The organism is Cellulophaga geojensis KL-A (assembly GCF_000568425.1).
GTDB classification, from domain to species: Bacteria; Bacteroidota; Bacteroidia; order Flavobacteriales; family Flavobacteriaceae; genus Cellulophaga; species Cellulophaga lytica.
In genome coordinates this window covers 191,744-206,175 of record NZ_ARZX01000004.1, presented here as the reverse complement: position 1 = coordinate 206,175, position 14,432 = coordinate 191,744, and the positions used below count along the sequence as shown (strand labels likewise).

At 31.3% G+C, this 14,432-nt stretch carries 8 protein-coding genes; 7 read left to right on the top strand and 1 reads right to left on the bottom strand.

Annotated elements, in window-relative coordinates; all coding sequences use genetic code 11:
• A partial coding sequence (locus KLA_RS05365; RefSeq protein WP_034644483.1) for a beta strand repeat-containing protein occupies nucleotides 1–3,114 on the bottom strand: 3,114 nt, incomplete at its 3' end.
• Between the two features lie 460 nt (nucleotides 3,115–3,574).
• Between KLA_RS05365 and KLA_RS05360 the strand changes: the two genes are divergently transcribed.
• The 7 genes from KLA_RS05360 to KLA_RS05330 all read left to right on the top strand — a co-directional run bounded on the left by KLA_RS05360 (nucleotide 3,575) and on the right by KLA_RS05330 (nucleotide 14,311).
• On the top strand, nucleotides 3,575–4,132 hold the full coding sequence (locus KLA_RS05360) for an RNA polymerase sigma factor (protein WP_034644481.1): 558 nt from the start codon (nucleotides 3,575–3,577) through the stop codon (nucleotides 4,130–4,132).
• Nucleotides 4,133–4,198: 66 nt separating this feature from the next.
• A complete protein-coding gene (locus KLA_RS05355) occupies nucleotides 4,199–5,404 on the top strand; it encodes a FecR family protein (RefSeq protein ID WP_051456047.1) in 1,206 nt (401 codons plus the stop codon).
• A 108-nt stretch (nucleotides 5,405–5,512) separates the two neighbouring features.
• Entirely contained in the window at nucleotides 5,513–9,055 is a 3,543-nt protein-coding gene (locus tag KLA_RS05350; protein ID WP_084470681.1) for a SusC/RagA family TonB-linked outer membrane protein, read from the top strand.
• Nucleotides 9,056–9,065: 10 nt separating this feature from the next.
• A complete protein-coding gene (locus KLA_RS05345) occupies nucleotides 9,066–10,496 on the top strand; it encodes a RagB/SusD family nutrient uptake outer membrane protein (protein WP_034644479.1) in 1,431 nt (476 codons plus the stop codon).
• 83 nt (nucleotides 10,497–10,579) lie between these two features.
• A complete protein-coding gene (locus KLA_RS17505; RefSeq protein ID WP_051456046.1) occupies nucleotides 10,580–11,743 on the top strand; it encodes a TlpA disulfide reductase family protein in 1,164 nt (387 codons plus the stop codon).
• A gap of 16 nt (nucleotides 11,744–11,759) precedes the next feature.
• A complete protein-coding gene (locus KLA_RS17500) occupies nucleotides 11,760–12,914 on the top strand; it encodes a TlpA family protein disulfide reductase (RefSeq protein ID WP_161633455.1) in 1,155 nt (384 codons plus the stop codon).
• Nucleotides 12,915–12,931: 17 nt separating this feature from the next.
• The gene (locus KLA_RS05330; RefSeq protein ID WP_034644478.1) at nucleotides 12,932–14,311 is read left to right on the top strand and encodes a TlpA family protein disulfide reductase; all 1,380 of its coding nucleotides are present in this window, start codon (nucleotides 12,932–12,934) and stop codon (nucleotides 14,309–14,311) included.
• The last annotated feature ends 121 nt before the right edge of the window (nucleotides 14,312–14,432 follow it).

The following is a 14,432-nucleotide window of genomic DNA, read 5'->3' as shown; positions in this document are numbered from 1 at the left end:
AATATCTTCAGTAATTACAACAACAGGAGCATATGTTGAGGTAGTATTTACTGTAGCAGAATCACTAGCTTCTGGACTCGTGTTTCCTGAGGCATCAGTAATTGATGCTGTAACAGTAATGGTGTTATCTTCACCCGGACTAACAAAACTAGTAGTTACAGTACCATTACTAATATCTGTAGCAGTTAAAGTCTGATTAGTTCCGTTTATGGTTAAAATATCGTTCTCTACAGCTTCAGCAGGTAAAGTAATGGTAACATCAATATCACCCACCAATTCTGTACTGTTTATAATAGCGTCGTTGTTAATATCCTCAGTAACTACAACCGTAGGAGTAGAAGTAGCAACAGTTTCTATGGTAGCAGAATCGCTTCCGTTTGTACTTGTATTTCCTGCTGTATCAGTTATTGATGCAGTAACAGTAATGGTATTACCTTCACCCGGACTAGCAAAACTAGTAGTTACAGTACCAGCAGTAATATCTGTAGCAGTTAAAGTCTGATTAGTCCCATTTACGATTAAAATATCGTTGTCTTCAGCTTCTGCAGGGAAAGTAATGGTAACATCAATATCACCTACCAATTCTGTACTGTTTATAATAGCGTCGTTATTAATATCTTCAGTAATTACAACTACAGGAGCAGAGGTAGCTACAGTGTTAACCAAAACCGAATCTGAACTAGGATTACTTGTGTTACCTACGGGATCTGTAATAGTAGCTGTTACAATTAAAGAACCATCTTCTGCTGGAGGAGTAAATGTTAGAAGAACTTCTCCGTTTGCAATATCTGTAGCGGTTAATGTTTGGTTTGTACCGTTTACAGTTAAAATATCATTCTCTGCAGTATTTGCTGGTAATGTAATGGTTACATTAACATCTCCAACTAACTCGCTTGTATTTAAAAAACCATCATTATTAATATCTTCAGTAATAACAACAATTGGAGCATCTGGTGGTGTATCATCAAAAATAATTGTAGCACTACTAGAAGTAAGAGTGGCACAAGAAAAGGTTTCATCATTAATAATAACCTGATATAAAAACCCATCATAACTAGCTGTAATTCCAGTTAGTGTAAGTGTGTTAGTTGTGCTGCCTGTATAAATATCTACAGTGTTGGCATCATTTATATCTACAAAACCATTACCGTCTAAACGGTTTACTTGCCATTGATAAGTTAAAGCTTCGCCAGTTGCTGTAACTACAAAAGTTTCTGGGTTTGTGCCATTGGTTAAAATATCTTGAGGTTGGTTTGCAGTATTAGTTATTGCTGGTGCTTGTCCTATCTGTTGAAAGTCAAAGTCAGTATTTCCAGAACCACTATCTGCATTCTTAGGAGTAGTATAACCATCTATAACCATACTAGCAGTTACAGTACCGTTTGTAGCATTTACAGTTGTGGGTAAGCCTCCTAAAATACCGTCATTGTTTTGGTCTGTAAACCCAGCTTCTAAAACATCATTACAACCATCGCCATCTGCATCTAGCTCTAAATAATCTGGTGTTCCGTTTGGTGTTGCCTCAGAATCTGCTAAAGTATAATCTACAGTGCCATTATTAACACCGCTACTAGTTTGTAAGGCATCAAAAATACCATCTTCACTAACAGCAGTACCTAAAATACCATTGGTATGAGGTTGGTTATGTCCGGCTTCAATAACATCAAAAATACCATCGTTATCAGAATCTAAATCCAATAAATCTGGCACACCATCAATATCAGAATCTCTGTCTTTACAAGCAAATAGTATAAGTTCTATCTCATCTTCTACACCTGTGGAAGAAGTTTGTACCAATTGCAATGTAAAAGTAGATACTCTTTGGTTAATTTGTAATGTTCCTGCGGCAGAACCATCGCTATCTTTTAATGAGCTTTCAGGGTCATAACCATCTGATGGTAAACCAGTACCTCCATCTTTTACTGTAGTTGCAGTAGAAACAAAGTCGAATGTACCGGCAAGTTCTGACCACGTTAAACCGTTTAAAAGGCTTATTTCTGCAGAGGTCTGATTATTACCAGTATCATTGCCACCAATTCTATCTAGATGAAGCGTAGGTTTATCTACAAAAACGGGGTTGTTAGTGGCATCTACAAACTCAACAGTAACTGTTACTCCGCTATCATAAGTAGCAGCAAGAGAAATATCTCCTTGTAAATCTTCAGTCCAAAAATCTACACCAGGATTTGTAAAATTACCACTTACAAAATCGGTAGAGTTTGTTGTGGTTATGTTTGCAATAACTCCGTTGCCATAATCAAAAGAAGCAGTTTTGCCAGCAATAGTCCAAGCACCAGATTGTACAGGAGTACAACTACCTTCATCAGTATCTAAAATACCATCATTATCATCATCTAAATCGCAACTATTATTTATACCGTCACCATCTGTGTCGTTCTCTGTAGGAGTACCAACTATAGCTCCAGAAGTACAAGGATTTATCACTAAGTTAGAAAAGGCAAATTCTACTTCGTCTCTATCAGGTGCAGTGGTAATACTTCTTTCTAGTTTTGTTTCTAAGTTTATAGTATTTATTAGACTAGTAATTTTTAAACTTCCTCCAGCAGTATTGTAACATTCTTCACCTCCTATTATATTAAACAGATTTTGAGCTTTTAAGAAAGTTGAAGTTGTTTGCAATCTGTCTGTTGAATTAAGTCTATTCCAAGTGTAGCCATCTTTTAGAGTAAATGTACCTGTTGAATTTGTAAATAATGTAGTTACTGCCCCAACTTTATCAATATGTAAAATAGGGTTTTGTATATCTGCTAATGCATTTGTTCTGGTATCATAAAATTGGAATGATATTCCCCCTAGATTTTGATTACCAGTAATAGCCATTTCTAATGAAGGCATACCTGTAATAGTTGGGTCACTAAAAGCATCAGGAGAGCACAACATTGTATCTCCGCCAAGAATATTTACGTAACCACTAACGGTAACTTCTATACGTACTAAACCGTCAGAACTTACAGATGTCCATTTTCCCCCACCAGCATCTGACCATACGCCAGAGGTTTGAGCAAAAAATAGTTGAGTAAAAAATATAAAAGCTATAAGAGTAATTAATTTTACTCTGTTTATATGAAAGAATTTTGTATTCAATTTTATCATAAAAAAAGTTCATTTTATGAATAAGCTAATGGTTTGGTTAAAAAGTTATTCAATTTTAAAAGCTAATTTATATTGAAAAATACCGAACAGTGTATTAATGTTGTGAATACTAGGCTTTTGTATGCGTAGGCTTAATTGTAATACGTTTAAGAGCTAGAGTTTATGCTGTTTTTAACAAACAATATGAACAGTTGTTTTTTTAATAATTAACCATAAGTGTTTTTTTGATGGTTTGTTGTTTTTAAAATTAAATAGTATGGATGAAGGTGTTTTTTTTTAAGTGTGTAATTTTCATATTTGTTAAAATATATAACAAATTAATTACATTAAAAGTTTATGTGTTTCATCTTTTTTATTATGTATTCATCTATATTTGGTATTTTATATATTAATATTTTTATGAATGAAACTCTAAACTTGTTCATAAATAAAAAATAAAACTGAGGCAACCCCAAGATTAATGAACCTTAGAGAACAGGAAATAATACAAGGCTTAAAAAAAGAAGATCCTAAAGCATTTAAAGAATTGTTTGAAATGTTTTATATGCCTTTATGTGTGTATTCTTTAAAGTTTTCTGATTCTTATGAGTTTTCTGAGGATATAGTACAAGAGTTATTTGTAAATTTTTGGAATAATAAAACATTTTTAACAATAGAAGGTTCTGTTAGTAACTATCTTTTTAGAGCTGTAAAAAACAATACTTTGCAAGCGTTAAAAAAGAAAAATAAATATGGATTTGAAAAAATAGACCATATTGTTGAGCGCTTTATTACAGAAGAAAAACAATATGACTTAGAAACAATAGAGGAAAAAAGGAAAAAATTACTACAAGAAATTGATGCGCTTCCAGAAAAAAGTAAAGAAGTTTTTAAAGCAATAGTTTTAGACAACTTAAAGTATAAGGAAGTTGCTTTACAATTGGGTATTAGTGTAAATACCGTAAAAACACATTATTCTAGAGCATTAAAAAAGCTTAGAAAATCATTAGATATTATAATACTGTTGTTATTATATTAAAAAATAATTAAATTTTTGTCACCCATTTTAAGATTTTGCCTATCTATATAATATAATAGGTGCTTAATGGACAATAAAAACAAACATATATTACAGTTAATAGCTAATTATACCGCTAAAGACATTAGTGTAAAAGAATTAGAGGAGTTGCATAATTGGATAAGCCAAGACAAAAAAAATAAAGCAATTTTTAATTCTTATGTTTCTACTTATAAAAATGCAAAAGGAGCTGTATTTGTAGAAAAGGTGAATACAGATAACGCTTGGAAAACCATAGTTTCTAAATTAGACAATACAGAAGAATTTTTAGCAAGCTCCACAGTACAGAAAACTAACAAATTTAAGCCTTTTATAAAGTATGCAGTAGCAGCTTCAATTGTTTTTATTGCTGGTTTATTATACGTAACATCTACAAAAAATACGGTTAAAGATGCACCGTCTATTGTAGTTAATGATGTTATATTTCCTGGTACAGATAAAGCAGTTTTAACCCTAGCAAATGGTACATCTATACCCTTAGAAAAAGGCAAAAAAATTAACAAACCTAATTTAAAAAGTAACGGAGAAGAATTGGTGTATAGCGAAGCTTCATCATCATCATCATCATCATCTAAAGAAATTGCGTTTAACTACTTAACAGTGCCAAGAGGGGGGCAGTTTTCTATACAATTAGCAGATGGCACTAAAGTTTGGTTAAATTCTGACTCTAAGTTAAAATATCCAGAAAGTTTTGCAGAAGGAGAGCCAAGAAGTGTTGAACTTTTATATGGAGAGGCTTATTTTGATGTGTCACCAAGTACAGCACACAAAGGAACAAAATTTAATGTACTACATAAATACCAAAATATAGAAGTTTTAGGAACGGAGTTTAATGTTAAAGCATATACAGATGATGCTAACCTTTTTACAACTCTAGTAGAAGGAAAAGTTGCTTTGCAGAAAAAAGGTTATTCATCTTATTTGACACCAGGTTACCAATCAATTACAAATATAAATGAAGGCTTTACAATACAAAAGGTAGATGTTGCTGCAGAAGTATCATGGAGAAAAGGCCTGTTTACTTTTAAAAGAGAGTCTTTAAAAGAAATAATGAAAACACTATCTCGCTGGTATAATGTAGATGTTGTTATTGTAAATAAAGAATTAGAAAATATAGAATTTAAAGGCGTTTTTAGAAAAAATCAAACTATAGAAGAAATTTTAACGCTAATACAGAATACAAACTTTATTAATCAATTTAAAATAGAAGGAAAAACAGTATTTATAAATTAAACAAAAATAAAGAGGACATAGGATACACCGACCAAAGTAGCACCTAACATCCTCTTATTATCATTATTGATCAATTAAATAAATAATTAACCAAAAACACTCAAATTTATGAAAATTAAAATTATGAAGGGCTGCTCTTTTCTAAAGAAAAGGCTGCTAATTAATATTATGAGAATTTTTCTTATTTTTTTCTGTACCACCGTATTTGGACTAACACCCAATGAAATTTTATCACAAAATGCTATGGTTAGTATTGATGCAGATAAGGTAATGACTGTAGATGAGATTTTTAATCTAATTATGAACCAAACAGATTATAATTTTGTTTATCAGGCAGATATGTTTAAAAACTCGCCTAAAGTACCTCTAGAAAAGGGAAGTATAAAAGTAAATACACTTTTAAATAAAGCTCTAAATAACGGGAATTATAAGGTAGGCGTAAATAAGAATAACATTGTTATAACAAAAACAAACGCTAAAAACGTACAAGAGCAATTAGTTTTAACAGGTGTAATTACAGATAGTAACGGTGTACCTTTACCTGGTATAACTGTATATGTAACAGATAAAGAACCAAAAAGCATTAATTCTTCCGTAGATTTTTTTATAAGAGGTACGGCAACAGATTTTGATGGTAATTTTACTATAAAAGCAGAAGAAGGTAATTATATTGTAACCTCAGGAATAGGATATGATTTTTACTCACAAAAAGTATCTAAAGACCAAACCAATTTAAAAATAGTATTAGAAGAAAAAGCTTCAGAATTAGATGAAGTTGTTTTAGTAGGTTATGGAACTCAAACTAGAGGCGAAATTTCATCAGCTATTTCTACAGTACAACGTAAGGATATTGCAAAAAATGTTGTTGGTCAAACAAGTTTTGATAGGTCTCTTTCTGGTTTAGTAAAAGGAGTTAATGTTAAGTCTACATCTGGTGCTCCGGGTGCAGGAATAGATATTAATATCAGAGGTTATACTTCTCCTTTTTCTGGTAGTGATAATAACCCTTTATATGTAATAGACGGTGTTCCTTTCCAGGCAAACCCAACCACAATAAGAGGAGATGAAACTACATTTACAGAAATTCAAAACCCTTTACTATCTATAAATCCAGATGATATAGAGTCTTTTGATGTATTAAAAGATGCCGCAGCAACAGCTATATACGGTTCTAGAGGTGCAAATGGTGTAATTATTGTAAAAACAAAAAAAGGTAAAGTAGGCGAAAAAATGAATGTTACCTACGCAACAGATATAACTTTATCTAAACCTATAAAAACCTATGATTATTTAAATGCAGCAGAAAATAAGGAGTATTTAGATACATATTTTGCAAATACTTTTGACGCTGTAGAAAGAGGGGTAGTACCTTTATCTGGTTTGTTTAGTTTTTCTGATATGATAAATTTTAATCCAGATTTTACTTATGGCGGATTAAATGACTCTTATTTTGGAACAGCAGATACAGATTGGAATGATGAGGTTTACAGGTCTACTGCAATTACAAAAACTCACAATTTAACAATTAGAGGAGGAGGACAAAAAACAGCATATTCTATTTCTGGTGGATATACAGATCAAGAAGGTATAGTTAAAAATGACAATTTTGATCAATACAATCTTAGATTAAGTATAGATACTAAGATAAATAAGATATTCTCTACAGGAACAAATATAAATTTAAGTCATTCTAAAAGAGTAACAGGTCAAGGATATGGAGGTTTTGAAGATTCTGGTTTAAATGCTAGACCAGATGTACCAGTTTTTGATGAAGATGGTAATCCGACTAGAATAGAAGGTGCATATTTTGGTTTTCCTTCTACAAGTGCTAGCCCATATGCAAATTATACATTACAAGAAAATATTACTAAGGCTTTTAATGTTTTGGGTAATGTGTATTTTAAAGCAGATATTACAAATAATTTTAGTGTAAAGGCAGATATTAATGGCTCTTACTTAACTACATCTAATTATACTTTTAGACCCAATACTATAGTTGGTTTAGAGGTTCCTGCATTTGGAATTACAAATGAATCATCAGCTTCATTTGCTTATGATTCTGATGCTACAAACACTAACATAACAACAGACCTAACCGCAAATTATAATAATAAATTTGGCAAGCATAGTATAGGTGGTTTGTTAGGATACTCTTGGTTAAGAATAAGTAATGACAGAACATTTTTGTTTTTACAAGATTTTCCAGATGATTTTATATTAACTAATGCTTCTAACGCAAATACTTCCACAGCAAGTTCTTCTATAATAGAATCAGGATTAAATTCTTTTTTTGGTAGAGCATCCTATAATTATGATTCTAAATACTTTTTAAATGTAACATTACGGTCAGATAAATCCTCAAAATTTGCACCTGGTAAAAAAGAAGCTTTTTTTCCGTCATTAGCAGCTAGCTGGAATGTTACAAGGGAAAATTTTTTAAAGGAATCTAAAATTCTTAATAATTTAATTTTAAGAGCTAGTATAGGAAAAACAGGGAGTACAAACTTAGGTGATTTTACATTTTTACAAGGTTTTGAAAGAGGTTTTAGACAAGCTGGTTTATACGCAGGAAACTCCTCTATTGGTCTAGGAGAAGACTTAGCAAATGAAAATGCAAGTTGGGAAGAAACAGAAGAGGTAAACTTTGGTGTAAACTTTGGCTTTTTTAATAGTAGATTACGCGGTAGTGTAGATATTTATGACAGAAAAACTACTGGTGCGTTAGTAAATACACCTATTGCGCTAGAGTCTGGCTTAAGTAATTTTACAAGTAACTTTATAGACTTATCTAACAAAGGTTTTGAAATAGAGTTAGGAGGAGATATAATAAAAACTAATAATTTTAAGTGGTCTGCGGCTGTAAATGTATCTAAAAATAAAAATACCATAGATAAACTAACCTCTACTTTGGGGAGTGATGTTCTTTCTCCTTATGAAGTGGGTAGAGAAATTAACTTAATTAGAGGCTATGTTGTAGAGGGTATTTACCAAACAGATGAAGAAGTAACGGCTTTAAATACTTCGGCACCAAACGGTGTATATAGTACAATAGGAACAGTGGGGGCTGGAGATTATAAGTACAAGGATATTAACAATGATGGACAAATTACTGTTGAAGATAGTTATGGCATTATAGGTAGTTCTCAACCAGATTATTTTGGAGGTTTTAATACAAGTATAGCCTATAAATCTTTTGAGTTGTCTGCTTATTTTAATTTCTCTCAAGGAGGAGAAAGTGGTATTTTTGATGGTGCTAGTACTATAAATCAAGACCCAAGATTAAACACAGTCGCTAGGAATATAGGAGATAACAGATGGTCACCTACCAATACAGATGCTACATTACCCCAATTAGTGTACAGAGGTAGTGGAGATGTAAATACACTGCGCTCTACGGCTAATCTCTTTGATACCTCTTATGTTAGATTAAAAAACATACAATTAGCATACAATTTTTCATCAGAAATAACAGAAGCAATAGGTGTTTCTAATGCGTTAATTTTTATAGGGGGAGCCAACTTAGTAACTTGGACAAACTTTCCCGGACTAGATCCTGAAAACGGATTTGGAGAAGCATCAAGTATACAATATAGTGGGCGTTCTTATCCAAATGCTAAATCTTGGTCACTAGGTATTAAAGTTAACTTTTAAATTGTAAAAAATGAAAAATATAAAATTCACAATAGTTTTTACAGCCTTAATTATTTTAACTAGCTGTAGCATAGATAATGTAGAGCCAATTAATGTATTATTAGAAAATAATGTAATTAATAACGAGTCTACAGCAGAAAATGTACTTAATAGAATATACAATTCTGGAGTAAGAAATAGTATGTATGGTCATGGAATAGGTGGCGGAGGAACAGAAGGATTGGTATTTGAACTGTCTTTAGCAGGACCAGATGGTAATTTATTAATACAGTCTAATTCTTTAAATACATTTAGTACCAATAATGTAACTAATGATTATTTTGTTTTAGAGAGTTTTTATACAGATATGTATTACAATATTAACCTTGCAAACTACTTTATTGAAAAAATAGAACAAGGAGATGCAGGAGTTTCTGAATCTAGAAAAAATGAATTAATAGCTGAAGCTAAATTTTTTAGAGCAATGTCTCATTTTAATTTATTAAAAGTATTTGGTCAGTTTTACGATGTGAATTCTCAGTACGGAATAGTTGTAAGTACAGCTCCAATTAGAGATAATGTAGAAAGTCCGCGTAGCTCTGTACAAGACACCTATAGCGTAATTATTGATGACTTAACATTTGCAGCTAATAATGCGCCAGCAGCAAGAGAGCATTATTATATAAGTAGCACTACTGCCAAAGCATTATTAGCAAAGGTACAATTGTATATGGGAGATTATGCCAATGCAGCAAGCAATGCATTAAGTGTAATTAATAATACAGAAGGTTATGCCTTAGAAAGTAATTATAGTGATGTTTTTAACAATAAATGGGGAGCAGAAACTTTATTGGCAGCATATGTAGATATGGATACAGAAGGGGCTCAGGCTCATAGATTTACTAGGCAAAATATTGGACCTTCTAGTGTATTAACAACTGTTGCAGATAAGCAAGATGGTAACTCTGGAGATGGTAGTACAGATTACGCTACAGGTTATGATCCTAGATTTTCATTTGGTTTTTCTTTAGATGCAGCAAACGCAACACCTTTAATAGGTAAATATCCATTTTCAATAAACTTTACTGCAGGGGCGGGCAATACAATAAAAATATTGCGAATGGCAGAACTGTATTTGGTTTATGCAGAGGCAGAGGCAAGACGTACAGGAGGAGATTTACAGCTAGCTTTAAATAGGCTAAATGAAGTCCGCAGTAGAGCAGGAGTGCCTTTAAAATCACTGTCAGATAAAGCATCACTTTTACAAGATATTAGAGAAGAAAAAATGCTAGAATTATATTGTGAAACCGGTGAAAATTGGTTTGATTTGGTAAGGTATGATAGATTAGGAGATGTTAGTGCAGCAGCAATAAAACCTAGTGTTTCTTCTGTTAGTAAGCTTGTTTTTCCTATGCCTAATAATGCTTTACTTGGTAACCCAAATTTAGAACCTAACCCATAATAAAAATTACATCCATATATTTTTCTATGTAATATTTATATGGATGTTTTTTATATACCCATAACTTAAACTATATATATAAAATGAGAACACTAAAAATTATAATACCAATGTTGGTTGCAATAGTAGCACTAACAAGCTGTAATCATAAAGAAAAAAAAGAAGACCTTTCCTTTTCTATAAATGGTACAAATTGGGAAAAATACGAAGGTCATACATTAGATATAGTAGTGTTAGATACTTCTGTATCTAGAACACATTCTGTAGCAGAAAAAGTAGTAATTAAAGATGGTAAGTTTAAGGTTTCTGACACCTTAAAAAATGTTAGAAATGCCTTTTTTGGTCTGTATAACCCTAATGGAGATTTTGTATACAAGCAAGAATTTATTTTAGAGCCAGGAACTATAGAGTTTGTGTTAAAAGATAAAGAGAAAAAAGCAAAAGTAAATGGAGGTAAATACAACAAACTTATATATGGTTTTTTAGAGGATGATACTGTTTATAAAACAAAAGAAAAAAAAATAGCAGATTATGCAGCTAACGTAACACAAGAAAGTTATAAGATAGATAGTATAGCCAAAAAATATATGAGTCTAAGCAAATCCTTATCTGATTATAAAAGAAGTAAATTCTTAGCTATATATAACGGGCAAGATACTTTAGCCAAATTACTAGTATTTCAAAAATTAGGTTACACAGACGATTTAGAAAAAGACATAGCTATGTTAGAAACTAAATTTGGTAAAGACAATCCTGAAATAGAAAATATAAGAAGAGTTTATAAAGGTAAAAGAGAAAGAACTGCCGCTATTAAAACAGTAGGTATAGGTAGTGTGGTAAAGGATTTTACAGCAAAAAATATTGAGGGAAAAGAGTTTAAGTTATCTAATGTGTTAAAAGATAACGATTATGTTTTAGTTGAGTTTTGGGCTAGCTGGTGTGGACCTTGCAGGGCAGAAATTCCGCATATGAAAAAAGCATATAAAAATTTTAGTAATAAAGGGTTTGAGATTGTTTCTTTTTCTCTAGATCATGAAAAAGAACGTTGGGTTAAAGCTTCTAAGGAAGAAGAGTTGCCTTGGATTAATATTGGTGATTTACTTGCTCATAAAAGTGCAGTTGTAAAAATGTATGGAGTATCTGGTATTCCAGCAAATTTTTTAGTAGACAAAACAGGAACTATTATAGCTAAAGACTTAAGACAAGAAAAGCTAGATAAAAAATTAGAAGAATTATTAACTAAATAATATAAGAGCTATGAGTATGCATAAGAAGAATTTTTTATTTTTAATAGTTACGGCTACAACATTATGCCAGTTAATTACTGCACAATCTGTTAAGGCAGATGAGTTTATGGTGTCTGGTACCTTAAAAGGTATAGATGTACCTTATATGTTTATAGACTATACTGGTGAAAATGGCGATAGAGTTTGGGATACCCTACATATTAAAAAAAATAAATTTAGCTACACATCAAAATTAACAAACACTAAGCGCATTGCAATTTGGCCATTTATAGCCAGAAAAAGAAAAGAAGGAGATTACAGCAAACAAAAAAGAGTAGAGTTTTTAGCTAAGCCAGGAGAACATATAATTTATAAAGGAAGTATTTCTAAAACTTTTGATGCAGAGCCAACAGGTACTAGTTTATCTAATGACTTAAATAAATACAATGCGTTGCTTAAACCTGTAGAAGAAGAGTCTGCAAAAATTTCAAATAAAATGAATACTTATGAAAGAGGTTCTGCTGAGTATATGGCCGTTTATAAAGAGCTAAATAAAGTTGGTGAAAAATCTATAGAAATAGGTAAACAATTTATAAAAAACAACCCAACATCAGAGGTGTCTGCATATATATTATCAAACTTAGTAGGTATAAAAGCTATTGAAGATAAAGAGGCAACTATACTTTTTAATGCTTTAGATAATAAGTTAAGTGCCAGTCCTTTTTACGTAATTGTAAAAACAAGGTTAGAGGGTTCTAAAGCAACAGCTCCTGGTAGCAAAGTTCCAGAACTTATAACAACTAGTACTTTAGATGGTAAAGAGTTTAACTTAGAGTCTTTAAAGGGTAAATATGTACTGTTAGATTTTTGGGGTACTTGGTGTGGCCCTTGTGTAGCAGAAATGCCAAAAGTAAAAGAATATAAAGAAAAGTATAAAGATGAGTTGGTTATAGTAGCTGTAAATAGTGGCGATACTAAAGAACAAATAGAAAAATTTATAACCCCAAAAGGATACAATTGGGTGCAGTTATTATCTAAAAAGAGAGATCAAAAAGCAGACTTTGTATCTAAATTTAATGTAAATGGTTTTCCAACAAAATTTGTGATAGACCCTAATGGCATTATTCTACATCGTTACGTTGGTAACGCAGAAGAAGCCTTTGTTAAACTAGATAAATTGCTAAAAAAATAGAGTAAAAAATATATAAGATGAAAAAAATAATAGGATTATTTGTAATAGGAGTGCTTTGTTTTTCGTGTAAACAAAACGTAGAAAAACCAATAGATTACGCAGTTTTATCAGGAGAAATAACTAATAAAACAGGAGACTTTACTTTAGCGGCTCAAGATAAATCTTTTAAAGAGATTATTAGTATTGGTGAGGATGGTAAATTTAGAGATACCCTTAAGGTAAAACCAGGTTTGTATATGTTTTATAGCGGACGAAATGTTACCAAAGTTTATTTAGAAAATGGAAGTAATATTGTTGTTAATGCTGACGTTTCTAATTTTAGTGAAACAGTGTCTTTTACAGGAAAAGGATCAGAGGTCTGTAATTATTTAGAAGCCAAGTTAAAAAAAGAAAAAGAACTTAAAGGAGAAGGTAATACTTTTTTTGTGTTAGAAGAAACAGAATTTAAAGCTAAAGCAAAGGAAATTAAAAGTGTTTTAGAAAAAATGGTTTCAGAAACAGAAGGTATTTCTGAAGACTTTGTAGCTAAAGAAAAAATAGAATTACATTATGCTTATTTAAGCAGTTTAGATTTTTACAATAAATACCATTCTTATTATGCTAAAAAACCAGACTATATAGCATCAGCATCTTTTTTAGAAGAACTTAAGAGTTTAGATTATTCTAATGAAGAGCATTACAAAGCGTCTCCAAGCTATAAGAATATGGTAAATAGTCATATAATTGAGCTCGCACAGATGATTAGCAAGGAAAATTCTATATCTTTTAAAATGGCAAATATAAAGGCTGCAGCTAGTTTAAAAAACAATTATATAAGAAATGATGTTCTCTATTCTACAGCAAAAATGGGAATTACATTTGCAGACGATGTTAAAGCGTATTATAAAGTTTTTATTGATGCTTGTACCAATGAAGATTATAGAACTGAAATTACAGAAACTTATAATAAATTAAAAACAGTAGCTCCTGGCCAGCCTTCTCCAAAGTTTGTAGATTATGAGAATTACGCTGGTGGTACTACATCTTTAGACGATTTAAAAGGAAAGTATGTTTATATAGATATTTGGGCGACTTGGTGTGGTCCTTGTAAAGCAGAAATTCCTTTTTTACAAAAAGTAGAAAAAAAATATCACGGAAAAAACATCGAATTTGTTAGTATTTCTGTAGATAAAAAAGAAGACCATAATAAATGGAAAGCTATGGTAAAGGAAAAAGAATTAGGAGGGATACAATTATTTACAGGTAGTGCTTTTAAAACAGATTTTGTAGAAGATTATTTTGTAATGGGGATTCCTAGATTTATTTTAATTGACCCAAAAGGAAATATTGTTAAGTCTAGTGCTCCAAGACCTTCAGATGCTAAATTAATTGATTTGTTTAATCAATTAGAAATTTAATTTTTTAATCATATAACACAACATATTTATAGTAACCTCTAGCAGTTTTTTTAAGCTGTTATTGGGTTACTATATCCTAAAGTTAAACGTAAATATCTATTAAAAAAGATGCTTTTTGCAT

Excerpts from the sequence above, each read along its gene's own strand:
- KLA_RS05360 (WP_034644481.1), top strand. The coding sequence starts at position 3,575 with ATGAACCTTAGAGAACAGGAAATAATACAAGGCTTAAAAAAAGAAGAT.
- KLA_RS05355 (WP_051456047.1), top strand. The coding sequence starts at position 4,199 with ATGGACAATAAAAACAAACATATATTACAGTTAATAGCTAATTATACC.
- KLA_RS05350 (WP_084470681.1), top strand. The coding sequence starts at position 5,513 with ATGAAAATTAAAATTATGAAGGGCTGCTCTTTTCTAAAGAAAAGGCTG.
- KLA_RS05345 (WP_034644479.1), top strand. The coding sequence starts at position 9,066 with ATGAAAAATATAAAATTCACAATAGTTTTTACAGCCTTAATTATTTTA.
- KLA_RS17505 (WP_051456046.1), top strand. The coding sequence starts at position 10,580 with ATGAGAACACTAAAAATTATAATACCAATGTTGGTTGCAATAGTAGCA.
- KLA_RS17500 (WP_161633455.1), top strand. The coding sequence starts at position 11,760 with ATGCATAAGAAGAATTTTTTATTTTTAATAGTTACGGCTACAACATTA.
- KLA_RS05330 (WP_034644478.1), top strand. The coding sequence starts at position 12,932 with ATGAAAAAAATAATAGGATTATTTGTAATAGGAGTGCTTTGTTTTTCG.